Source organism: Kibdelosporangium banguiense (assembly GCF_017876405.1).
GTDB classification, from domain to species: domain Bacteria; phylum Actinomycetota; class Actinomycetes; order Mycobacteriales; family Pseudonocardiaceae; genus Kibdelosporangium; species Kibdelosporangium banguiense.
This window is the reverse complement of the sequence record NZ_JAGINW010000001.1, coordinates 6,009,092-6,032,166: the sequence shown is the minus strand read 5'-3', so window position 1 is coordinate 6,032,166 and position 23,075 is coordinate 6,009,092. Positions and strand designations below refer to the sequence as shown.

At 65.2% G+C, this 23,075-nt stretch carries 26 protein-coding genes; 23 read left to right on the top strand and 3 right to left on the bottom strand.

What is annotated here, in order from left to right:
- Position 1 precedes the first annotated feature (1 nt).
- The 3 genes from folE to JOF56_RS28440 all read left to right on the top strand — a co-directional run bounded on the left by folE (position 2) and on the right by JOF56_RS28440 (position 2,443).
- Positions 2 to 607 carry a GTP cyclohydrolase I gene (gene folE, locus JOF56_RS28450; protein ID WP_209642555.1) on the top strand — a complete coding sequence of 202 codons (606 nt, stop codon included), beginning with the start codon at positions 2 to 4 and terminating at the stop codon, positions 605 to 607.
- 33 nt (positions 608 to 640) lie between these two features.
- Positions 641 to 1,039: a hypothetical protein gene (locus JOF56_RS28445; protein WP_209642554.1), complete on the top strand. Its 399-nt coding sequence runs from the start codon at positions 641 to 643 to the stop codon at positions 1,037 to 1,039.
- 180 nt (positions 1,040 to 1,219) lie between these two features.
- The gene (locus JOF56_RS28440) at positions 1,220 to 2,443 is read left to right on the top strand and encodes a C-type lectin-like domain-containing protein (protein WP_209642553.1); all 1,224 of its coding nucleotides are present in this window, start codon (positions 1,220 to 1,222) and stop codon (positions 2,441 to 2,443) included.
- A gap of 99 nt (positions 2,444 to 2,542) precedes the next feature.
- On the opposite strand, the gene JOF56_RS28435 is transcribed toward JOF56_RS28440, so the two are convergent.
- Complete coding sequence (locus tag JOF56_RS28435) at positions 2,543 to 3,928, bottom strand: IS1380 family transposase (protein WP_443667647.1); 1,386 nt, start codon at positions 3,926 to 3,928, stop codon at positions 2,543 to 2,545.
- Here JOF56_RS28435 and JOF56_RS58310 point away from each other — a divergent pair.
- From JOF56_RS58310 to JOF56_RS28365, 14 genes are all read left to right on the top strand, one after another.
- Positions 3,810 to 4,349 (top strand): hypothetical protein, encoded by a 540-nt coding sequence (locus tag JOF56_RS58310; RefSeq protein WP_245381305.1) that lies wholly within the window; start codon positions 3,810 to 3,812, stop codon positions 4,347 to 4,349. The two genes, JOF56_RS28435 and JOF56_RS58310, sit on opposite strands and share 119 nt — an antisense overlap.
- Positions 4,350 to 4,858: 509 nt before the next feature.
- Complete coding sequence (locus JOF56_RS28425; protein ID WP_209642550.1) at positions 4,859 to 5,896, top strand: hypothetical protein; 1,038 nt, start codon at positions 4,859 to 4,861, stop codon at positions 5,894 to 5,896.
- A gap of 17 nt (positions 5,897 to 5,913) precedes the next feature.
- Entirely contained in the window at positions 5,914 to 6,339 is a 426-nt protein-coding gene (locus tag JOF56_RS28420) for a phage terminase small subunit (RefSeq protein ID WP_209642549.1), read from the top strand.
- Positions 6,340 to 6,355: 16 nt separating this feature from the next.
- Positions 6,356 to 7,933 (top strand): terminase large subunit domain-containing protein, encoded by a 1,578-nt coding sequence (locus JOF56_RS28415; protein WP_209642548.1) that lies wholly within the window; start codon positions 6,356 to 6,358, stop codon positions 7,931 to 7,933.
- Positions 7,934 to 7,943: 10 nt separating this feature from the next.
- The gene (locus JOF56_RS28410) at positions 7,944 to 8,099 is read left to right on the top strand and encodes a hypothetical protein (RefSeq protein WP_209642547.1); all 156 of its coding nucleotides are present in this window, start codon (positions 7,944 to 7,946) and stop codon (positions 8,097 to 8,099) included.
- Positions 8,096 to 9,445 (top strand): phage portal protein, encoded by a 1,350-nt coding sequence (locus JOF56_RS28405; protein ID WP_209642546.1) that lies wholly within the window; start codon positions 8,096 to 8,098, stop codon positions 9,443 to 9,445. The genes JOF56_RS28410 and JOF56_RS28405 overlap by 4 nt, the downstream gene beginning before the upstream one ends.
- Positions 9,445 to 10,170, top strand: a complete 726-nt coding sequence (locus tag JOF56_RS28400) for an HK97 family phage prohead protease (protein ID WP_209642545.1) — start codon at positions 9,445 to 9,447, stop codon at positions 10,168 to 10,170. Before JOF56_RS28405 ends, JOF56_RS28400 begins: the two co-directional genes overlap by 1 nt.
- Before the next feature lie 27 nt (positions 10,171 to 10,197).
- Positions 10,198 to 11,424, top strand: a complete 1,227-nt coding sequence (locus tag JOF56_RS28395; protein WP_209642544.1) for a phage major capsid protein — start codon at positions 10,198 to 10,200, stop codon at positions 11,422 to 11,424.
- A gap of 13 nt (positions 11,425 to 11,437) precedes the next feature.
- Entirely contained in the window at positions 11,438 to 11,854 is a 417-nt protein-coding gene (locus JOF56_RS28390) for a hypothetical protein (protein WP_209642543.1), read from the top strand.
- Positions 11,855 to 11,866: 12 nt separating this feature from the next.
- Positions 11,867 to 12,118 carry a hypothetical protein gene (locus JOF56_RS28385; protein ID WP_209642542.1) on the top strand — a complete coding sequence of 84 codons (252 nt, stop codon included), beginning with the start codon at positions 11,867 to 11,869 and terminating at the stop codon, positions 12,116 to 12,118.
- A gap of 13 nt (positions 12,119 to 12,131) precedes the next feature.
- Positions 12,132 to 12,956 carry a head-tail connector protein gene (locus JOF56_RS28380; RefSeq protein WP_209642541.1) on the top strand — a complete coding sequence of 275 codons (825 nt, stop codon included), beginning with the start codon at positions 12,132 to 12,134 and terminating at the stop codon, positions 12,954 to 12,956.
- A gap of 3 nt (positions 12,957 to 12,959) precedes the next feature.
- Entirely contained in the window at positions 12,960 to 13,442 is a 483-nt protein-coding gene (locus JOF56_RS28375; protein ID WP_209642540.1) for a hypothetical protein, read from the top strand.
- Positions 13,443 to 13,454: 12 nt separating this feature from the next.
- A complete protein-coding gene (locus JOF56_RS28370) occupies positions 13,455 to 13,649 on the top strand; it encodes a hypothetical protein (RefSeq protein WP_209642539.1) in 195 nt (64 codons plus the stop codon).
- A 6-nt stretch (positions 13,650 to 13,655) separates the two neighbouring features.
- On the top strand, positions 13,656 to 14,687 hold the full coding sequence (locus JOF56_RS28365; protein WP_209642538.1) for a phage tail tube protein: 1,032 nt from the start codon (positions 13,656 to 13,658) through the stop codon (positions 14,685 to 14,687).
- Positions 14,688 to 14,709: 22 nt separating this feature from the next.
- Here the strand turns inward: JOF56_RS28365 and JOF56_RS28360 are convergent, their stop codons facing one another.
- Positions 14,710 to 15,807 (bottom strand): hypothetical protein, encoded by a 1,098-nt coding sequence (locus JOF56_RS28360; protein WP_209642537.1) that lies wholly within the window; start codon positions 15,805 to 15,807, stop codon positions 14,710 to 14,712.
- 274 nt (positions 15,808 to 16,081) lie between these two features.
- Between JOF56_RS28360 and JOF56_RS28355 the strand changes: the two genes are divergently transcribed.
- The 5 genes from JOF56_RS28355 to JOF56_RS28335 all read left to right on the top strand — a co-directional run bounded on the left by JOF56_RS28355 (position 16,082) and on the right by JOF56_RS28335 (position 22,051).
- The gene (locus JOF56_RS28355) at positions 16,082 to 16,642 is read left to right on the top strand and encodes a hypothetical protein (protein WP_209642536.1); all 561 of its coding nucleotides are present in this window, start codon (positions 16,082 to 16,084) and stop codon (positions 16,640 to 16,642) included.
- 9 nt (positions 16,643 to 16,651) lie between these two features.
- Entirely contained in the window at positions 16,652 to 16,993 is a 342-nt protein-coding gene (locus JOF56_RS28350; protein WP_209642535.1) for a hypothetical protein, read from the top strand.
- Positions 16,994 to 17,145: 152 nt separating this feature from the next.
- The gene (locus JOF56_RS28345; RefSeq protein ID WP_209642534.1) at positions 17,146 to 19,446 is read left to right on the top strand and encodes a hypothetical protein; all 2,301 of its coding nucleotides are present in this window, start codon (positions 17,146 to 17,148) and stop codon (positions 19,444 to 19,446) included.
- Between the two features lie 6 nt (positions 19,447 to 19,452).
- The gene (locus JOF56_RS28340; protein ID WP_209642533.1) at positions 19,453 to 20,295 is read left to right on the top strand and encodes a hypothetical protein; all 843 of its coding nucleotides are present in this window, start codon (positions 19,453 to 19,455) and stop codon (positions 20,293 to 20,295) included.
- A 562-nt stretch (positions 20,296 to 20,857) separates the two neighbouring features.
- On the top strand, positions 20,858 to 22,051 hold the full coding sequence (locus JOF56_RS28335) for a restriction endonuclease (RefSeq protein ID WP_209642532.1): 1,194 nt from the start codon (positions 20,858 to 20,860) through the stop codon (positions 22,049 to 22,051).
- Positions 22,052 to 22,090: 39 nt separating this feature from the next.
- Here the strand turns inward: JOF56_RS28335 and JOF56_RS28330 are convergent, their stop codons facing one another.
- Positions 22,091 to 22,681, bottom strand: coding sequence for a hypothetical protein (locus JOF56_RS28330; RefSeq protein WP_209642531.1), 591 nt, complete (start codon positions 22,679 to 22,681; stop codon positions 22,091 to 22,093).
- An 88-nt stretch (positions 22,682 to 22,769) separates the two neighbouring features.
- Between JOF56_RS28330 and JOF56_RS28325 the strand changes: the two genes are divergently transcribed.
- Positions 22,770 to 23,072, top strand: coding sequence for a hypothetical protein (locus JOF56_RS28325; protein ID WP_209642530.1), 303 nt, complete (start codon positions 22,770 to 22,772; stop codon positions 23,070 to 23,072).
- The last annotated feature ends 3 nt before the right edge of the window (positions 23,073 to 23,075 follow it).

The window sequence follows — 23,075 nt, the reverse complement described above, 5'->3', positions numbered from 1 at the left end:
CATGACCACCAGCCAGACTGAACAGACAGCGCCGCAAGGATTTACGGACGCCTGTGACGCGGTACGTGTGTTGCTGCGCTTCGCGGGCTACGACCCCGACCAGCCGGTGATCCGCGATACCCCGGGCCGGGTAGCGCGGGCCTTGGCCGACATGACCGCCGGCACTCGCGACGACCCGCGAACCTACCTTGACCGGGTGTTCCCGGAGCAGGGAGCGGACGGCCTGGTCGTGGTGTCCGGTATTCGGTTCGCGTCGTTGTGCGAACACCACATGCTGCCGTTCTCCGGGACCGCCACCGTCGGCTACATCCCGCGTGACGGGCGGCTGCTCGGCCTGTCCAAGCTCCCGCGCTTGGTGAACGTCTTCGCCCGGCGGTTGCAGCTGCAGGAGCGGCTGACCGAACAGATCGCCCGCACGATCCACGAAGACCTGCCCGCCAAGGGCGCCGCCTGCATGGTGACCGCGACGCACACCTGCGTGAGCGTGCGAGGCGTCACCCAGCCACACTCAACTACGGTCACCCGCGCGTGGGCCGGGTGCTTCCGCGACGATCCCGAGGCACGGCTTGAATTCCTCGGCCAGGCGGAGTCCAGCCCGGACTGGTGACCCCGCATCCCGTGAGGCTCCAGGGGGTTGCCGATGACCTCAGAGCGTCAGGTGGCCGCGGAGCGCCGCGCCCGTGCTTTGGAGCTGCGCAAGGCAGGCGCCAGCTACGAACAGATCGCCCAACAGTGCGGGTACTCCCACCGAGGCACGGCGCACCGGGCCGTCATGCAGGCCCTGGCATCCGTCGCCGACGAGCTGGCGGCCGACGTGCGGGACCTCGAACTGACGCGGCTGGACTCCATGCTGATGGGACTATGGCGCGCAGCCCGCGACGGGGACGGGTCCGCTGTGGACCGGGTCCTGAAGATCATGGAGAGGCGCGCGAAGATCCTCGGCCTCGACAGCCCCACCGACCAGACCGCCCACGTGGTCTCCCCGCTGGGGCAGGTGCGCCAGCGAGGGCACGCCTCGTGGGGGCAACACACCGCATAACCAGGACACGCCTTACCCGACTCGACGCCAGCCAGCTGGTGGAGAAATGGCGCGCCGCGTGCCGTGCCGTGGTGGTTTAGTAGGCCAGTGCCGATCCTCCCATACGCCCTGCCTGCACTGCGGTCATCCCGCGATCCCAACCCGTTCGATCGGACTGTCCCGCGTCAATCCTTTAAGGTCTTGGTCGACCAGCCGTTGACGTCAGGCCCGGTCGATGGTGAGGGCGAGTTCCACGGTTATCCATTCCTCGGGAGCGGCAGTACGGGCTACCCCGACGCCGCCGCAGTGCTGCGCAGCTACCTTGCTCACCCAGCATTCGAGGTGCAGTTCGTCGCCGATGACCTTGATGAAGAAGGGGCGGTGGTGTTCGAGGAACCGGACTCTTCCCCGGACGCTGACGTCCTATCCGTCCAGTACAAGACGGCGGCTGGCGTGGGCTGGACCGGCATCGACTACTACAAGCAGGCCGTCGAGGAAGCATCTCGGATGGTGGCTAAGCATCAGCTCGACGAATCGGATGCGCGCGCTGGTGTCTTGTTCTACCGGCTTGGCAGCGAGCTGGAAGCCGACCTGTTCATCACAGCCCGCAGGTGGTTGTTGGCTGAACGTGGTCGTCCCCACGGCAAACACCTGGCGAACATTGTTTCCCCAGAGGAGGCGCTCGCCCTGATGGGGCTGTATCTGCGCTGGCATTACCAGCCAGTCATCATCGGCGGCAAGAGCGTTCGATGGCATCCCACCTCGATGCGGCACTGCGCCGCGTTCATCGCCATGCCAGCCTTTGAGCGATGGAACCAAGCTGGCCGCGCCTGGTGCGACACCAATAGTGACCTAACTCTGGAGTCGCTGAATAAGACCTTCCTCACTCGGGTGTCGCGGGCATTCAAGTTCCGCGACAACATCTTCGGCCTTTCGGCAACCATGATCGAACACGAGCCTGAGGAAATGCTCTGTGAACTCGACTCGCTGCTTTTCACGCTGGTTAGCGCGTTCGATATCACTGCCCGCATTGTCGACCACATACTCATGCTGAACACCAGCGGGATCGGTGCGGCCTGGCAGAGAGTGAAGAGGGGCAAGTGGCAATCCAACCTACAAACCCACGCGCCGACTCTCTATGACTACACCAAAGTCGGCAGCGAGATGCAACGAACCTTCCAGGTGTTGCGATGGCTACGTAACAGCGTGCACAACGAGGCTCTCGACCTTATGCGCGATGGCGGCACCTACATGGTTACCGTGTCCAGCGAAACCCAATCACGCCTCAGGTCTTTTCTGCGGGAAGGACACCCCGGCTGGACAGCCGACACTCTGGGCATCCAGGTGCAGCCACCAGGTGGCGCCACAGCAGCTAAGCCTGAATCCACCGATTGGTTTTGTTGTGGATCTTGGATGGCTTGTTGATCTTGGCGTTTGGTTCGGGGCGTGTGGGTTCGGCTGGCTTGTCCAGCGTGTCCACGTGGTGTTCTCCGGTCGGGCCTGGTGAGGCGATATTGGTGGTGGTCAGGCGGCGTGTGGTGGGCCGGTTGCCGCTGCGTGCAGGCCGGTGAAGGCATCGGCCCAGGGCCAGTGTTGCGGCAGGTGCAGGATGTCGCGGCCTTGGGGCCGGGCCAGACGGGCGGGGACGCAGACGAGGTGGCGGCGCAGGGTCGCACCCCGGGCCGTGGCGTGAAAGACGCTGGCGAGCGATCCGGTGGCGCGCAGCAGGTTGTGGCTGATCGCGGCGCAGACGGCCCAGGCGGCGTTGGCGTCGAAATGCCCGGAGGGCAGGTGTGCCAGGGGGCCGTCGATGAGGTCGGCGAAGGTGGTTTCGATGATCGCGTGGCGTCGGTGGGTGAGATCAGCGTCCACGGTGGACTGTGTGGTGTCGGTGAGAAACGCGTGGTAGCGCCAGACCGGGAACAAGATGTCGGTGTGGTTCTGGTCTTTCACCCGGCGCACCACCAGTCGCGCGGTGATCTCGTGGCGGGTCCCGGCGAACGCGGTGTACCCGGTGTCGGCGACCTCGGCATCGGAGATCAGCTCCCCGGTGTCGGGATCCTCGACCGCGCCGGGGTAGCGCACCGGGATCCACGCATCGGCGGGGATGGTCGCGATCGCGGCCTGGATCGCACGGTTGTGGGTCACGGTGATGGAGAATCGGGCGCCCGCGCGGCGAGCGGCGGACACCACGGCGCCGGCGTAGTAGGCCGAATCGGCACGCACCAGGATCCTTGCCCGTGCTCCGGCCGCTTTCGCAGTGTTCAAGGCCTCGGCGAGCAGACCGGCCGCGCCCCGCGCGGAGCCGGCGTTGCCACCACGCAGCCGCATCGCGGCGATCAGCGGCGCCGCGAGCGGGCTGGAGATCGTCGCCACCAGCGGCGACAACCCGCGTAACAGCAGCGAGTAGCCACCGACCTTCGCAGGCCCGAACCGCGCGCCCCGCTTCTTCTTGCCATACACACGGCGCAGCAGCGAATCAATGTCCACATAGGTCATCTGCTCTACCCCTGCGAGCACCGGCGTTGTGGTGGCGAGCGTGGCCAGCATCGCACGCAGCACCGCGGTCAACTGCAGGACGTGGCCGTGGGTGAACGACCGCAGGAACGATCCCAGCGTCGAGGGCGCGTACACCCCGCTGAACAGCCGTTTCATTCCGCCGTGGCGGATCACATCCAGATCATCGATACAGTCCGCGCCTGCGACCATCCCGGCTACGATCGCGGCGACCTTCCCCGCCGGGTTCGCTCCGGTCGACGGGATCGGCGCGTTCGTGATCTCCACTTTCTCCGTGACCAGCTGCGACATCCTGGCCCGTTCGGCCAGTGCCATCACCGGCACCAACCCCGCGCACGACACGAGATTCTCTTCATCGAACCGGACGGACGCCCTCGACCACCTATGCGACAATCTCACTGAAAGTGCCTTCCACCACACGCGACTTGAGAACCTCAGAGACTCTCATTATCGCAGGTCAGAAGGCACTTTCACTTATTACACGCCGCCCCGCACGACAATTCATCGGTGGATCCAGGCTAAGTGGTTGCCAGGGACTGGCCGCTACAGCGTCACTGTCCGGCGCACGGGCGCGCCAAAGCCAGCCGACCCGCTCGCCGGGCAACTCGTGCTGGATGTGCGCCGCTTCATCAACAAGCTGTTTCCCGCTGCCCTCACCGCTCTGAACGACATCATGCAACTAACGCCGTTGAATCGGGTGCCTGGCTACACCGCAACCTTGGAGAACCCATCGCGTGTCAACTTGCCATGGACGCACAGCGACACCACCGGGCATCGCCTGCGCATCCTGTACGGAATCACAGAACTGGCCTGACTAGCCGCGATGAGGTGTCGCGCGTGGACACGATAGCGCGGCGTTGGACGGTGAGCTGCCATGGCAAAGCGGCCCTGTCTGGACTGTCGTACCCCCACGACTGCGACGCGTTGCGTTTCTTGCCGGCGGCAGCGTGAACGGGTCCGATCCGCCCGGCGAGGGAGCACCACCCAGCGTGGATACGGTGCCGCGTACCGACGACGCCGCGAAGCCGTCATCGCCACGGCCACCCACTGCTGTCTGTGTGGCATCCCCTTCCTGCCCAATGAGCCCAGGACAGCTGAACACATCATTCCGATTCGCTTCGGTGGCCGAAATGGACCACTGGGCGCTGCTCACGCTGCGTGCAACTACGGGTGGAGGGGACGGACCAGGTAGGGGGTACCCGGAGCCGCGAGGCTGACCAGGGGAAACACGACCCATTCCCTACCCTCCTAAGACTATGTACGGGTCTGGAGTCTGACGGAAACGTGGGCGACTGACACCGGGTGTGGTGGCATGCTACGGGAGTGACCGCATCATCCGAATCGAAGCAGAACACAGCACACGCCTCTGCCTTGACCACGCCAGATGCGAAGGCGACGTCTGAGGCGGTGCTGATCACAGGCGCCAAGCGCTGGATCGGCGAGGCTCTCGACGCCTGGACCGAGGGTGACCAGGCCAAAGTGGCCGTAATGGCGCCTATGGCTGTAGAGCTGCTCGGGAAGGCGACCCTTTGGCGGGAGAACCCAGTCCTGCTGGTCCAGCTGACCGACCAGCACGAGGCGTCGCTATTCCTGCTCGCTACCCAGCCTGATCTGATGGCCAAAGGCATCAAGACCATCGGCCTACAGGTCGTGATAAATCGCTTGGTCAAACTGCTCGGCGACCTTCCAGTGGCCAAGGATCGGCAAAAGCGCATCGCTGATGTCCGCAACGGGGCGATTCACGTAGGTGCCACTGGGGAGCTGCGGTACGTCCTGCTCGACTGCTTGTCTGTCCTCGGAGTGCTGCTGGAGCGGCTAAGCATCGAGCGAAAAGATTTCTTCGGGCTACACATCTACACGGTTGATGCGCTCCTGGACGAGCATAGGACGGAGATCTCCCGCCAAGTCGCGGTCAAGATGGCTACGGCCCGCGCGCGGCTGACTCGGCTGGAGGAAGCCCTTGGTGAAGCCGCGTTCGACATGGCATGCGGCGAACTTGAAGGGCAACGACGGACCCTTGATCCAGACGACTTCTTCCCCAGCGGCGGCGTAGTTGACTGTGTCTGCCCTGAGTGTGGGTCAAAGGCTCGGCTCTTCGGGGACGTAGACGTCGCCCGGGATTCTGACTACGAAGTAGAGGCGTTGGGCAATGGTGAGTACGACGGCGTTGTAGTGTCGTATTGGCGGGCGAGCCTCGGCCCCCGGGTCTTCTTCTGCATGGTGTGCAACTTGCAACTTCATGGAACTCAAGAGCTGGCCGAGGCGGCCCTGCCGTCTCGATACTTCGAAGTCAGCAGCGAACAACTTGGGCCGGACTTCGACATCGACGAGCACGCGCGCGCCTTGTACGCGCACGAATGACATCGGTGGTGGTGGCCATGGCCGGTCGTGGCCCCACACCGAAAGACCCATCGAAACGGCGACGCCGCAACGTCGATCCGACCCCGACCACTGTCGTTGTCACGGACGGTGAGGTACGGGGGCCTGAACTGCCGGACACAGTGGACTGGCCGGAACAGACCCGTCGGTGGTGGAACACCTGGCGTACCTCACCGCAGGCACAGTCCATGACCCCTACGGACTGGGACTTCCTGCTGGACACGGCTTTGCTGCACGCTGAGTTGTGGTCGGGTGTGGCGTCGGTCGCGCCGGAACTGCGTTTGAGGGTGGGGAAACTGGGCGCTACCCCGGAGGATCGGCAGCGGTTGCGGATGCAGATCATCGAACCTGGCGACGCGCCGCCGCCGTCGTCGCGACCGGGCCGGTATTCCCACCTGAAGGTGGTGTCCGAACAGGACGATTGACCGGTCGGGGGGCGCGATGCCCTGGCGTGGTCCCCGATATCCCGGTGAGTTTCCGTCTCTCGGCTGGTCGCTGTTGGAATGGTGGGCCGAATTCCTACCCGCCCCCAACGACGCCGATTCGCCGTTCCTGCTGACCGACGAACAAGCCCGGCTGGTGATCCGCTGGTACGCCGTGGACCCGGTCACCGGCGCGTTCCTCTTCCGCCGTGGTGCTTCCCGACGGTCGAAAGGCTGGGGCAAGAGCCCTCTCGAAGCAGGCAAAGCGATTGGTGAGCTCGCCGGACCGGTCCGGTTCGCCGGATGGGACGCCTACGGCGAACCCGTCGGGCGCCCCTGGGGCACTGCCGGCGACCCGCCGCCCTGGGTCCAGCTCGCGGCGGTTTCCGAGGACCAGACCGACAACACCTACGGCGCGCTCTACGACATGTTGGTAGCCAACGACGGCCGCGCGGCGGACGAGCTGCGTATCGACGTTGGGTTGACCCGGTGTTTCCTGCGGGACCGGCCCGGCAAGCTGGAGCCGGTCACCGCGTCGGCCGGTTCCCGTGAGGGCCAGCGCATCACCTATGCGGTCCTGGACGAGACACACCTGTGGCTGCTGTCGAACGGTGGTCGCAAGCTCGCGCGCACGTTGCGCCGCAACGTAGCCAAGATGCAGGGCCGGTCGTATGAGACCACCAACAGCTACACGCCGGGCGAGCAGTCGGTAGCCGAGGAAACCCACAAGGCCGTCAAGAAGGCCGCGGCTGGGATCTTCTACGACGCGGTGGAAGCGCCGGAAGTCAGCGAGGACGCGCCGGACGCAGTGTTGCGCGCTGCGCTTGCGGTGGCCTACGGCGATGCCCACTGGGTTGACCTGGATCGGCTGGTCGCGGAGATCCGCGACCCGGACACCGAGTGGGAAGACGCGTTGAAGTTCTTCTTCAACCGGCCAGCCGACGACCGGCTGAAGGCGGTGGAAGAGAAGCGGTGGACTTCCCTGGCCCGGCCGGACATCCAGGTTCCGCGTGGCGCGCGGATCGGGCTGGGCTTCGACGGGTCCATCTCCGACGACGCAACCGCGCTGCGCGCGTGCACGGTCATCGACGGCAAGCCTCACACGTTCGTGATTCGCGTGTGGACCCGGCCGCCGAAGGCTCCGCGAGGTTGGCGTATCCCGCGCTCGGAGGTTCACGAGACGGTGGCGTGGGCGTTCGACTACTACCGGGTCGGGTTGATGCTGTGCGACCCGGCGAAGTGGCACACCGAAATCGAGGGCTGGGCCCAGACCTACGGTGACGAGCGGGTCATTTTCTTTGACACCAACAGTCTCATTCGGATGTCCCGTGCGTGTGACCGGTGGCTGACCGCTGTGGCCGAAAGCTTGTACTCGCACGACGGCGATGCGATCACCACGGATCACGTGCTTGCCATGCACCGCAAGAAAGTGCACCTGCGTGAGGAAGACGACGACGGCCGGACGAAGTACGTGTTCGTCAAAGGACCGGACCGCCGCAAGATCGATGCCGGGATCGCGGACGTGCTGGCGCTCCAGGCGGCCATGACCATGCCCGACGAGGAGCCGACCGCCGACCCCTGGGCGGTGTACGCCTAAGGAGAAAACCATGTCGCCCAACGAGATCGCGCTTGCCGTTCTGCTGGTCATCGCGGCCGGTCTCATCGTGTCCGGCGTACTGGTCCTGTCCGTCGCGGCCGGACTGATCGTCGCTGGTGTACTGGTCGCGGCGCTCGCCGCGTTGTTCCTGGTGGAGGTCGAGTGAGACTCTCCCAGAAGTTCACCACCCCACCAGGACGCGACCGCAAGAACTGGACAGAGCCACCCTTCTGGCAGCTCGACCACCTACGCCGGACCTGGGAGACCTCCAGCAACGGCCGGGAACGCATCGAAAACGACTTCCCGGGCTACGTCCAGCACGCATACAAAACCAACGGCGTGATCTTCTCGTGCATCCTGGTGCGGCAGCTGGTGTTTGCCGAAGCCCGGTTCGCGTGGCGCGAGATCAGCGACGGCGGGCGGCCCGGTGATCTGTTCGGGTCGCCCGAACTGGGCCTACTGGCCAAGCCGTGGCCGACCGGCACCACGGGCGAACTGCTCGCCCGGATGGAATCAGACGTCTCGCTTGCCGGCAACTTCTACGCCACCACCGTGGACAAAGCCGGGCGAGTAGGACGGGCCGCGACCGGCCCGGGACGCCGGATTGTGAGGATGTCACCAGACCGGGTCACGATCGTCATCGGCTCAGAGTCAGGCGACCCCGACGCCCTGGACGCCCAGGTGATCGGGTTCGACTACCAGCCCCGCGACGGCGAACCGGTCGCCCTGCTCGCCGACGAAGTCAGCCACTACTCACCGATTCCCGACCCCCAAGCCCGCTGGCGCGGCATGTCCTGGCTCAGCCCGGTGCTCGAAGAGATCGCCGCCGACAAAGCCGCAACCCTCCACAAGCGACGGTTCTTCGAGAACGGCGCCGTGCCTAGTCTCGTGGTGACGTTCGACAAAGACGTCCAGCCCGAACGGTTCGAACGGTTCCGCGCCGCGATGGACGCCCGCCACAGGGGAGCCCTCAACGCATACAAGACCTTGTTCCTGGGCGGTGGCGCGGACGCGAAAACGATCGGCACCGACTTCCAGCAACTGGACCTCAAGGGCGTGCAGGGCCACGGCGAAACCAGGATCGCGGCCGCGGCTGGCGTCCCGCCCGTGATCGTCGGCCTGTCCGAAGGCCTCGCCGCCGCAACATACAGCAACTACGCGCAAGCCCGGCGCCGGTTCGCCGACGGAACGATCAGGCCCTTGTGGCGGATGGCCGCCGCCAGCCTTCAGACCCTCATCCTGCCACCCAGTGAACTGGCGTCGCTGTGGTACGACGACCGCGACATCCCCTTTCTGCGCGAGGACCGGCGCGACGTCGCCGAGATCCAAGCCCGCCAAGCGTCCACCATCCGCCAACTCGTGGACGCCGGGTACGAGGCAAGCACAGTCGTTGCCTCCGTGGCCGCTGAGGACTTCAGCCTGTTGCGCCACACCGGCCTGTTCTCCGTCCAGCTCCAGCGCCCGAACACCACCCAGCCGCAAGGCGCACCGTTCGAACAGGAGGACCTGTAATGGATACCAAAAGCCTCCGGGTTCAGATCAAGGACGCCGACCGAGGCGAAGTGACCGCAGTATTCGCCACCCTCAACACCATCGATTCCGACGGCGACGTAACCGTCCCCGGAGCGTTCACCGACGGCGCCCCGGTCCGCATCTCCGCCTACGGACACACCACATGGCAGGGCGCCCTACCCGTCGGCAAGGGCGTCATCCGCACCACCGACACCGAGGCCATCCTTGACGGCCAGTTCTTCCTGGACACCACCGCCGGTAAGGACACCTTCGCCGTCATCAAGGCCATGGGCGAGCTTCAAGAGTGGTCCTACGGCTACGACCCGGTCGCGTTCTCCTACGGCGAGAAGGACGACAGGCCGGTCCGGTTCCTCGAAAGCGTCCGGGTCCACGAAGTGTCCCCGGTCCTGCGCGGCGCAGGTGTGGACACTCGAACGCTCGCCGTGAAAAGCAGCACCATGACTTTCGTCGAGGAAGCACAAGCGGTCCTGACCGCCGTGACCACCCTCAACGAACGAGCCGCAGACGTCTTGGCGAAGCGGCAGACCAAAGGCAAAGGCCTCGGCGCCCAGTCCACGGAACTACTGACCCAAGTAGACACCGAGCTGAAGCGCCTGGCATCCCTGCTTGCCACGCCCGAAACCCCGCCGAACAACGACATCCAGCGGGAGTACTTGCGGCTTCTCGCACGCCGGGCGAACCCGCACCCCTCATTCACCGCGTAATCGCACGTCTTCGCCAAGGAGAACCCTATGCCTTTTCCTGCGCTGAAGGAGGCCCAGGACCACCTGGCCGCCAAGCAAAAGGAACTGTATGACATCTTCACCGAAGCTGGCCCCGACCTGGACATGGACCTGATCAAGTCCATGTCCGGGACCAGCACGGACAAAGTCGCCGAGATCCGTGCCCGTAACGACGAGCTGGACGAACTCGGCCAGAAGGTCGACGACCTCCAGACCGTCGCCAAGGCCTTCGCCCGGTCGCGCCAGGACCCGGAACGCACCGAGCCCGGCGCCGACACCGGCACCACCACCCCGACTCGACCGGGGGAAACCAAGAGCCTCGGCCAGCTGTTCACCGAATCCCCGGCCTACAAAGGCATTCAGGGACAGGTCGGCCCCGAGTCGCACTTGGACATTGAACTGAAGGCACTGTTTCAGACCACGGCCGGGTGGCTGCCGGAGACCACCCGGACCGGCACCGTGGTCCCGTTCGCGACTCGCCCGGTCCAGGTCATCGACCTCATCCCCGGGACCAGCACCACCCAGGCCGCCGTGGTCTACATGGAAGAGACCGTGTTCACCAACACGGCCGCCGAAACCGCCGAAGGCGGGACCTACCCGGAAGCCGCGTTGCAGCTCGCCGAGCAGTCCAGCCCGGTGCGCAAGATCAGCGTGTGGCTGCCCATCACCGATGACCAGCTGGAAGACGAGCCCCAGGCACGCGGGTACGTCAACAACCGGCTGCCGTTCATGCTGCGCCAACGGATGGACGGCCAGATCCTCGTCGGCTCCGGGACGGCGCCGAACCTGCGCGGCTTCCTCAACACACCAGGCACGCAGACACAGGCCAAGGGAAGCGACCCGGTACCGGACGCGATCTACAAGGGCATGGTCAAGGTCCGGGTGACCGGCCGCGCCCTGCCCAACGCGGCCATCATCCACCCGCTTGACTGGCAGGACATCCGTCTACTGCGGACCGCCGACGGCATCTACATCTGGGGCAGCCCCAGCGAAGCAGGACCCGAGCGCATCTGGGGCCTCGGCGTGATCCAGTCCGACGCCGGACCGGAAAACACGGCCCTGGTCGGCGACTTCGCCAACTTCTCCGAGCTGTCCACCCGGCGAGGCGTGGACGTGCAGGTGTCCAACAGCCACGCGGACTTCTTCATCAACGGCAAGCAGGCCGTCCGCGCTGACGTGCGGGCCGCGCTGGTGATCTACCGTCCGGCCGCGTTCTGCACCGTGACCGGAATCTGAGGGAGACCCGGACATGCCGATCATCGACAACACCGGCAAGGTCCTCGGCGGTGTGGGCCTCGGCCGTCTCAAACCCGTTGCTGCCGTCTACGACTTCGCTGTAGACGGTGGCGCGGTCGGCGACATCCCACTGAGGGGCGATGCTGTCCCGGCTGGCGCGATCATCGTGGACGCGCTTCTCCATGTCGATGGCGCCCTGGTCTCCGCCAACGGCACTGCCGCCCTGCGGGCGGAGGCTGCCGGGGACATCCAGACAGCTGCCGCCGCAACGGCTGCACCGTGGAACGGGACCGGCCCGAAACGGGCCAGCCTCACCGCCACCAGTCCACCCGTGAAGACCACCGCCCGACGGCCGATCGTGCTCAGCATCGGCACAGCCGCGCTGACCGCTGGCCGGTTCACCGTCGTGCTGTGGGTCGTCGAGCTGTAGGAGGTACAGACGGTGGCGACCAACCAGAACACCACGCCGGGGCTCGTGTCCCCGGTCGTGTCCGGCGGCCAGGTGGAGATCACCGCCCGGCTGTACCGCACCACGGACGACCGCCTTGTCCAGGAAGGCCACCCGGACGCCGCTTTCCTCTACGCCACACCTGGAATGCGCATCCCGGTCAGCGAGGCCCAGCGGTACGGACTCATGCCGACATCCACCACGGCCACTCCGGGCAAGGCACGCCGCAAACCCACCGGTTCGTGATGGGGGTGAGGGGATGCCGTTCGATCTCGGGGACACTGTAGAGCTGACGGCCGAGTGCCACGCCGCCGGCGGCCAGCTCGCCAACGCGGCCACGGTGACCCTCACCATCACGGCACCGGACGGCACGAGCGCCACTCCGGCGGTCATCAATCCGCCCGGCGAGGTCGGCCAGTACAGGCACAACCTCGTTCCTGTGCTGGCCGGGCGGCACCTTGTCCGCTGGGTCTTCACTGGCCCGAATGACGCCTACACCGATGCGTTCGACGTCGAGCCTGCCAATGTGCCGTTGCTGCTGTCGCTGGCCAACGGCAAGCGGCAACTCAACATCACCACCACCGACCATGACGAGGAGATCCGCGACTACCTGACGTCGGTGACCGATGTGATCGAGGCGTTGTGTGGCCCGGTCGTGCCCCGCTCGGTGGTCGAGGTCCACGACGAACATCGGGTAGCCGTGCTCGTGCTGCGACAGCCGCCCGTGGTGGCCCTCCAGTCGGTGACCCCGGTCCTGGACTACGGCACTGCGCACGCCGTGTCCGATCTCGACATTGACAACGACACTGGAATCCTGCGCCGCACAGACGGCCGGTGGATTACCGGCGGCCCCTGGCGCGCGACCTACCGGGCCGGGCGGCCGGTGACACCAGGAGGTATCCGGCTGGCTGGGCGGATCATCCTGGACCACTTGTGGCGCACCCAAAACGGCAGTGACGGCCTGCCCGCGTTGGCACATGACGACTACGCGGTCAGCGAACCCATTCCCGGCCTGGGCTTCGCGGTCCCCAACCGCGCGCTGGAACTGCTAGAGCGCTACCGACGCGCCCCGGAGGTGGGCTAAACGATGGATGTTTCCCGAATCCCCGCGGCCATCGACGGGCTACTCGCGTTGTGCACCACCGCAGCCAAGCCAGGCGGACCGCTGCACCGCGTGCACGTCTACGACGGTCCACCCGTGACCGACCTCGCCGATCACCGCATGCTGTTCATCGGTGACACCCCTGACAACCTGGAATCGGTGGCAGGCACGCAAACCTTCGCCGACCTCGGCGCCGGGCAGCGCGCCGAAACCTTCGCGATCACCTGCACCGCCGTGGCCCGCTCCGGCGACACCACCATGAAAGCCCGCCGGGACTCCGCCTACGCCATCATGGCGGCCGTCGAACGCCTGCTTCGACCCGGTGAGCCCGGCGCGGACATCACCCTGGGCGGCGCCGTGCTCTGGGCCCACGTCTCCGGCGACATCGCGCTGTCGCAACTCCAATACGCCAAAGGATCGCTCGCCAAACTCACCTTCGCCGTGACCTGCCGAGCACGCCTCACCTAGGAGCATCCCCGAATGCCTGAGAGCCCCAAAGCCACGGCCAAGGTGCGCAACATGACCGGCGAACCGCGACGACTGCCGGCGGCCGGGCGGGTCATCCAGCCCACCGAAGTCATCACCCTGCCCGCCCACCTGGCCCAACTGCTGGCCGAGCAACCCGGCTGGGACCTCGTCGCACCCCGCAAGCCCGCCAGCAAGGGAGAGGAGTAACCACCCATGGCACCAACCGGGACCGGCCTGTCCGCTCAGCTGGGCATCGGCGAGGAAGCCACCATCGGCACCGCCGTGGCCCCCACTCGATTCCTGCCGTTCACCAAGGAATCGCTCGCCGGGGAATTCAACACCGTGCGCAACGACGTCCTGCAGGCCGGAGGCCAGTACCGCCGCGCCTCCCAAGACGTCCGCACCACCCGAACCGCCAAGGGTTCTGTGGAACTCCCGGTGACCGACCGGTCTTTCAGTGTCGTGTGGAAGCACGCGCTTGGCGGCACACCGGTCATCACCGACACCGCACCGACCGGCGGCAAGATCCATCGCATTCAACCGGCGCCTCTCGGATCGAAATCCCTCACCATCCAGAAGGGCGTCCCGGAACCGGTCAGCGGCTATCCCGTGGCAGCGTTGAACTACATCGGCGCCCGGATCACCGAGTGGACCCTAGGCGTGAAGGTCAACGATCTGTTGCGGCTCAAGCTGGACCTGGACGCCTGGGACGAAGTCCCCGACGCCCCTGCACTGGCCGTCGCGAACTACCCGCCCATGCGCCCGTTCCACTTCGCACAGTGCACCATCAAAGCGGGCGGGACCGCGTCGACCACCAACGGCATCGTGTCCGTGACCGGCGGCACGCGGCTGAACCGGGTCACCGGCTTCGAACTCAAGGGCACCAACCCGATGGCCACGGACCGGTTTTTCCTTGGCGCATCAGGACTCAAAGACGAGCAGATCGAAAACGACTTCCGCGACCTGACCTTGAGCCTGGACGCCGAGTTCAACCGCACCCAGGTCTACGACGCCTACCGCGCCGGTACCTGGGGACCAGTCCAGATCACCTTCACCGGCGGGCTGATCGCCACCGGGGTCAACGCCGCGCTGGACATCATCCTGCCCGGCACCCGGTTCGAGTCCAACCCGGTCCAGGTCGACGGCCCCGACATTGTGGAAGCCAAAGCAGACCTTGTCATCGAAAGCGACGACACCAACGTCCCCATTCAAGTCACCTACACCACGGCGGACACAGTCGCGTGATTCGTTAGTCCTGTTGCGACGGTCATATCTTGGGTAGCTGTCCTCGCCGCAGAAGTGCTCGGCCAGCGGCGAGAGTGCTGTGAATTTGCTGCGCAGTGATGGGGATCGAGTCTTCCCCGCTGCGTCTCACGATGCTGATGAAGGCGCCTTCAACGCGGCCGTCCACGATGGCTCCGTGGACAAGGAACGGTTTCAGTTCTTCGTCCTGGGGCGGAATGGACACAACCACAAGACCGCTGCCAGGGCTCGTGCTAACAGCGTCGATCTTCAAGCCAGTGGGGAACGGGAAAAGGCGATTCTCAAGGACTTGGCGATAGCGGCGGAGGATATTCCCGTCGAGTGGCACCGGCTTAAGCGACTTGATGGACTCGCCACCTGGCACCTTCTTGGTCTCCATTCCGACAACGACAGCGCCACCTTCTTCGGCGTTGCCAAACCGGCTGATCGCCTGGGTCAGGGAGATCTGTCCACCGCCGTTCGAGAAATCGTAGTGCTGAGCTTTGACGTCGAGCCAAGGTCCTTCCCTTTGTCCAATTAGGAGGTCCGCGCGGCCGCCAAGAATGAGATCAATGACCGTCTGGCGCGTGACTTCACCAGATGTGGCAGCCTCAAGAAGGGTTACGACACTCTCGGCAGTGTCGTACAGGTGTTGAAGGGTCTTGCCTCGGGTCGGAATCCCAAGCACGGCGGTGTGGAAGTACGGGGCGGAGGATCGATAACCATCGACGCTGAGGGAGATTAGATCCGCCCTGTTTCGTTGTAGCAGCGGCTTGATCAGTGGCGTCACCACAGCCTGAAGTTGGTCATCGTTGTCGAGGTACTCGTTACCCTCGAAGCTGATGTTGACGGCAAGGTGGCCATCATCAGTCAGCACGAAGGAAATCGGTTCGACGATGGATTCCTTGGGCTCGTACTGATCATCCGGTGCGTGATCGATAAGAACCGGCTCGGGCTCGACCTCGTCTTCGCGCTCCTTTCGAAGCGCGCGGGCAAGGTCCGTCGCGGTCACGGCAGCGAGATCGTTGCGTTTGATCACGATGGAGCCCGCCCCGTCATACCATCGACGGGCCTCGCCAAAGATCCATTCATAGTCGCTGACGCGTCGGACGGTAGGGAGCATAACGAGGAGGGTTCCACATGATACCGGCCTCTGTCTCGCTGGAAGCCCGCTCGGCTGCATCCAGGACTAAGGGGACTAAGACGAACCATGGCGTTACTCGGCCTGGAGTACCTGCGCGAGGTTGTATAGCGCTTCTGTAACGGCATTGACATCGCGCCTTTCCGGATCGCCGGGCAGGCAAGTGTGCTCACCCGTTCGAGGGGCGCGGTCCAGCGTGAGCGCCGCGAACCCCTGTGGCATCCCGTCCCGCACGTGCCTGGGCAGGAGGCCGTTCATGGTCGCGGTCAAGGTCGAGGGCACCGAGGAATTCCGGCGCCTCGCCGTTCAGCTCAAGCAGGCCGGGCGGGGAGACCTGAGACGGGAACTCGCTCGCGCGATGCGGGAAGCCGCGGCCCCGGTGGTCCAGGACGCGCAAAGTCGGGTGCAGTCGCTTTCAGTGACCGGCGCCAGTGGTGGCGCGTCGGCTCGGGCGGCCCGTGCCGCAACGGCCTTGGGCCGCCGCAAGGCGACCGACCGGGCGAAGAACCGCGCGCATGCTCGCGCAGGCCTGCGAGCGACGATCGCCCGTTCGGTCCGGGCACGGGTCAGCACCTCGGGCACGTCGGCCAATGTGCGCATCCACCTGAACAAGAACGTGCTCCCGCCTGACCAACGCACGCTGCCCGGTCATCTCAACGAGGGCCGTTGGAAACACCCCGTGTTTGGCAACCGGGACATCTGGGTCGCACAGTCCGCGCCTCCGGCGTGGTTTGACGACGCGATGCGATCGGGCGGCCCACGCATTCGACAAGAGGCGTTCGACGTCGTCGAGCGGTTCATCGACAAACTGGAATAGGAGTCCACAATGGCCAAATTTGTCCTCGACGACATCGACTATCCCTTTGACACAGACCATCTGTCCAACCGCGAGGTGATCCTTCTGGAGAAGGTCACTGGAGCGAGCATCGGCTACCTGGTGGACAGCTTCAACAGTCACGGAGGTACCGGCCGTAACGCGTTCTTCTGGCTGGCGCGGCGCCGCCTGGGCGAACACGTCGAGTACGACGAGCTGGACTACAACTACGCGGCCCTCCAGTTCATCCCCGATGCCCCCGGCGAGCCGGACAGCGAGGAGCCCGCCGAGGAGCGGCCGGACCCTACCGAGGCACACCAGGATGGCGTCAACCCCGTCACCGAAGGAAAGTAGCCCAGTACAAGCCGTATCTCCTGTTGCTGTGGAACATCAAGCCCGCTGACGTCGACGAGATGTCTTACGTGGACTTCCTGATGTGCGTTGATCTCGTTGAGCAACGACTGGCAGACGTGAAAACCGGATGACGCCGCAAGGGGTGAAACCCCTTGCGAGATCTGATCTTCACCATCCTAGGCATCGACCGTGGCTCACCAGCGCTCAACAGCGTGGGGGACTCGGCGGACAGGGCGCACGACAAGCTGAACGCGTTCGGTTCCCTGTCGATCAAGAGCCTGGCCGGGGTCAGCGCAGGGGCGGCAGCAGCGGGCACAGCCGTCGGGGGCGCGCTGGCGGGCTTGACTCTCGCGTTCGGCGGGATGGGCGCGGCAGCGCTGGCCAACAACGCCCAGCTCAAGGCGTCGTTTGGCGGCCTCTGGGACGAGATCCGCCAAGGAACAACCGAAGCTGCCCAGCCTCTGATCCCGGTGTTCCAGAACGTCGCCGGGCAACTGTCGGAATCGTTCCGGTCAATCCAGCCTGATCTCCGCGAACTGTTCTCGTTGGTAGGCCCAGGGATCGAGACCCTGACCGAGGGGTTCACCGGGTTCGTGTCCAACACGATGCCCGGGGTCAAGGAAGCGGTAGCCTCCTCACAGCCAGTGTTTGAAGGCCTGCGCTCCCTGGCCGAGCAAACAGGCACCGGCGTGTCTGACTTCTTCAGCAACATCAGCACCGCCGCGCCGTCCGCAGGGCAAGCACTGTCCGAAGTGGGCGGAATCGTCCAGGACACACTGGGGTTCGCCGGAACCCTGTTCGCGCAACTGTCCACCTCCGGCGCCCCGGTCCTGCGTGATCTGCGCGAACTGTTCTCCGCACTGACCTCCACAGTGTCCAGCCTCGCCGCTGGTGCGTTGCCGGTGTTGTCTGCGACCGCAAGCAGCGTGCTCAACATCTTGACCGGTGTACTCGGCGTGATCCGCCCATTGTCAGGCGTGCTCGGGCCGCTGGCCGGTATCGCGCTGAGCGTCGCCGCGTCATTCAAACTGTTCACTGGGATCGGCGCGGGCGTCGCCTCAGCAGCCACCGCGTTGACCGGTTTCGCCAGCCGTGCCAAGGAAGCTGCCGCCGCCAGCGGCACACTCGGCGCCGGAGCTGGGACCGCCACTGGTGCCCTGGGCAAAGTCGGCGGTGTTCTGGGCAAGGTCGGCGGGGCGATCCCCGTGGTCGGCGCCGCCGTCGTGGGTTTGGGCGCCATCTTCGAACTGATCTCCGAAGACACCGAGAAGACCAACCAGCAGCTCAACGCCACCGGTACTGCGATGAGCAAAGTGGAAGCCGCCACCCAGAGAGTCAAACAAGCCCAGGAACAGTACGACGAGGCCGTCCGGAAGTTCGGCCCGACCTCGCAGGCCGCGGCTGGAGCACAACGCAATCTCTCCGAGGCGGTGGAGGCTGAGGCCCGCGCGCAGAAGCAGGCCGCGGACGCGACCAAGACGCACACCCAGCGCATCAGTGAGCAGACACTGGCGGTCTTCGGCGCGATCGGGTCGCAACAGCAGTACCGGGAAAGCATTCTCGCCGAGCAGCAAGCCCGCCAGAACGTGATCAGCAGTCTGCAGAAGCACACCGCGTCGTCGCTGGAGGGCAAGCAGGCAACAGAGGGATGGAACTCCGCCATTCTGCAAGCCATCACCCAGGCGGGCAACTACAAGGCGTCCCTGGTGACCAGCGGTGTCGAGGCCGACATCAACGCCGCCAAGGTCAAAGGGATGAACGAGGAAACCCTTCGGCTGGCTCAGATCTACGGCACGAACGCGCCTCTCGCGCTGCGCCAAGCCATCGGCGCGATGGACCAGACCGCATTGTCGGCCGCTGGGATCACGGTTCAGGTCGACGCCGCCGGAAACAGCATCTTCAACCTCAAGGGCAAGACCATCCGCCTGGATGCGGACGACAACCTGACTCCGAAAGTCCATGCGGCACAAGCAGCCGTCGACCGGTTGCGCAATGAACCGTGGATCAATATCTACATGCGGATCGTCACCCAACCGCCGGCAGGCGGCGGAGACATCCCGTTCCCGCTACCGCCCATGAACGCTGCCGGCAACATCCTCCGGTTCGCGACCGGCGGCCGACTCACCCCGATGGCCGCCGGTCGCGCCACGATGGTTCCGCCCAACACATGGCGGATCATCGGCGACAGGGCGAAGGATGACGAGGCGTACATTCCGATCAACCGGTCATCGCGCAGCCAAGCGTTGCTCGCCGAGACTGCGAACAGGATGGGGTTTGACCTCACTCCCCGCACTGGCACCACCACATCGGCCCCGAGAGGCGGCGGGGCCACGGTCACCCCGGAAGCTCTCGCCGAGGCGCTACGGATCGCGTTGACCGGTGCACGGCTGCGGCTGGATGACTCCCTAGGCCGATACGTGCGGCTCGACACCCGGACCAACGCCCGGAGGTGAACCCCAATGCCCTTTTACCTCGGACGCCTCGGCGCGCTGCGCCAGCTGCGCGACCCCATGAAAGGACTCGACGCGACCAACGAGAGGCTCGGCGCCACCCACCGATCGCTCAACGGAACCACCACGGTAGACACCCTCGGGCACAAGCGGACCTACAAACTGCAATGGGACTATCTCACTCACGACGAACTGTCCTACGTGGAAGCCCTGTACCTCGGTTTGATCGACGGCCCGCTTCGCCTGATCGATCCGCAACGCAAGAACCGGCTCGCCGCCCAGGCATCCTCAGGCGGCAGCCGGTTCCGCAACATCGCCGGATTCACCCCGACACAAGGAACCGTGACCTTCACGCCGAGTACTCCACCGCCCGAGGTGTTCGCCGCCGGTGCGATCACGTGGGCCATTCCGGCCACGACCGGCGGCCGGTTGATCGTCGGCGACAACCTCACCGGCCGCGTGCCGCTTATCACCGGTGAACAGGTCACGCTTTCCATCTACGCCACAGGGGAGGGCCTCACCGCTCGGGCGGTGGTGGTGCCGTTCGACGCAGCGGGCGTTGCCGGTGCACCGGTGTTCGGTCCCGCCATCGGACTGACCGCCGTGTACCAACGACTGGCGGTCACCCTCACGCCGAACACAGGACAAGCAGGGTGTGCGGTCGGACTCGACGTGCCCAGCGGCGGCCCAGCCGGGATGGTCACCACCACCGGGTGGCAACTCGAAGCCGCCACAACGGCGTCGCCCTGGGGTCCAGGCAGCGGCTGCCCGGTTGTCGTCGTGGAGTCCCTTGCAGACACCTATCCCGAGTACGGATACCACGCCTCAACGCTCACCCTACTAGAGGCTTAAGCAAAAGAACCGCGATAAGTTCGCTAGAGAACACCAAACGGCCGATTGACAATCAGAGACGGCTGCTGAGATCCGCGAGCAATGTAGCGTATGGGACGACCGCCCACTAATGTCGTAGGGCGGATCTGGCGTCACGAGGGCGGGGTTGAATATGGCGCGGAAGCGCGGATTCTTCGCGGAGCTTGAGCACCAACGCAGGCAACGGGAACTTGCAGAGCGACGTTTTCAGGCAGAACAGAAGCGATTGGCTGACCGAGCCGTGCGAGAGCAGCAGCGCTCCGAGCAAGCGGCCCAACGCTCCGAAGCGCAGGCGATACGTGAGCAGCGAGCCCAGCACCTACAGGAGCAACAGGCCCGTGCCCTTGAATTGACCGCAGGGGTCAATGCGCGTCTCGCTGAGTTGGACACGATTCTCATCGGCACCGAACCCCGAACGTTCTCGTTCAAGCAACTTCGGCAGACATACAAACCTACGCCGTTCAACCCTGGCAGCGTGGCCCCATCCAAGCAGCCACCATCTTGGGAGCAGTACGCTCCCCCACCACCCACAGGCTTAGGACGAATGTTCGGCAAGACCAGCCATGAGCGCGCCGTCAAGGACGCTCAGGAACGTTTCGCCCAGGAAAAAGCCAAGCACGAAGACCACGAGCGCCACCGACTAGCATCGCTCGCCCAAGCCAAGTCCCGGCACGCAACAGCCGAAGCGTCCCAGCGCCAACAGGTGGAGCAGAACAACACTCAGGTCGACCAGTTGGAGCGAGACGTCACGGCAGGCGTACCCGGGGCTGTTGAAGACTACTTCGAACTGCTCCTTGAAGCGTCGCCGTTGCCGGATGATCTGCCCGTTGATGTGGAGACGGCATATCAGGGCGACGCCCGCAAGCTGCTGATCGTCCGTGATCTACCCGGAGTAGGCGTTATCCCGGAAACGCGCGAGTACACCTATGTCCGCACCCGTGACGAGATCACCGCCAAACCTCGACCAGCCAAGGAGATCAAGCAGCGCTACGCCAACCTGGTTGCCCAACTCGTACTGCGCACCATGCGCGATGCCTTCGACATCCATCCGACGGAGGTCGTCGATGAGGTGGCGGTCAACGGCCACGTGTCCACTCGCAACAAAGCCACAGGCCAACCAGAACGTCCCTGTCTGGTCAGCGTGTCGGCAACACGTGCGCAGTTCGCGCAATTTGTTCTCGACGAACTAGATCCCACGGAGTGTCTCCGGCATCTCAACGCGCTCATCTCGCTCCATCCATGGGACCTCGAGGCGGTTCGCCCGATCTTCGACCCTGACTTGTCCAAGTACCGGAGGGTCGACGCGCACGACGCCGCAGCCGGGCTCGACGCCCGACCAGTATTGGTTGAGATGCGGCCGTTCGAGTTCGAAATCCTCGTCAAGCAACTGTTCGAAGCGATGGGTATGAAATCCTGGGTCACCCAGGCATCCCGCGACGACGGCGTCGACGCGATCGCGGTCAACGAAGACCCGATCATGGGCGGAGTCTGCGTCATCCAAGCCAAGCGCTACCGCGGGGTAGTCCCTGTCGAGGCGATACGTGCGCTCGCCGGCGTCATGGACGACAAGCGCGCCAGCCGCGGCGTGCTCGTGACCACCTCGTGGTTCGGCAAGGCAACTGAGGATTTCAAAAACCGGCACGGCAGAATCCAACTCATCGGAGGACCCGAACTCAAACATCTCCTCACCGAACACCTCGGCCTCGACGTTGTGATCGGCCCGCTCAAACGTCGCTGAGCACGCAGCACAGCCACACTAAGAGCAATACCCGAACGCCTACGGCAAAGACCACTCTACTGTGTTCCTGCCGTTCACGATCTTGGCAGCGCCATCCGGCAGAAACACCTCGACCCCGCCCGCGTACTTCTTGCCCGGCTGCCAGTGATCCAGCGGCGGCCCGATCCGCTGATGTCGTGGCACGCACGGCCCCATGGAATCCGCCCGGATCGTCCCCGAGGTCACACCTCGGGAGTCCACGGACGTAAATTGCGTGACGAGGTCCTGACTCTCGGCGGAGTCGGTGAAACCGGGACCGGTCGCGACCTCCAGCCACACCACCTTGCGACGGGTCCCCGGCGGCGGCGGCCCGCCCGGGGACACGCCTGCCGCGCACTCAGACACTTTGGTCACGGTGAACCGAAGAGTGCAACCCGGGTCAGTGTGGCTCTGGCAGGACGACCCAAAACCGGCGTACTCGCCCAACACCCGGGACAACACCGGAGGCCTGCTCGCAGACGCCACACCGGACACGGCCGATGCCGGCGTGCCACCACCGCCACCACCGCCGCCGCCGACGTCGGCCTGACCGGTGCACCCGCCGGTCAGGACGGCACACGCCACCACCGCAGCAGCGAATACGCGGTTCACTCTCCACCCCTTTTCCCTTGGTCCCTGCCCGCGCCCCCAGGCGCCCGGCAGGAGATCGTCACACCCCACACCACCCTGGAGCGGCCACATGGACCAACTTCCGGCCATCGGTATCAGCGGCGCCTTGGTGCTGGTGATCGCCTACCTACTGGCCTCGAACTTCCGCGACCGCGTTCAACACGAACGCGCCCTAGCCGTGCGCGACAAGGACCACGCCGCAGAGCTGGCCCAAGCCCGCGCCACCCACGAAGCGGACCTAGCCGGGTTACGCGCCCGGCTGGCCGCCCTGGAACAACGCCTCGGCGAACTGGAAACCGAACTCGACCGCGAACGCGCCCTACGCCGGGCCGCTGAAGACGCTGCTGCGCAAGCCCGCCGTGCCCAGCAGTAACCA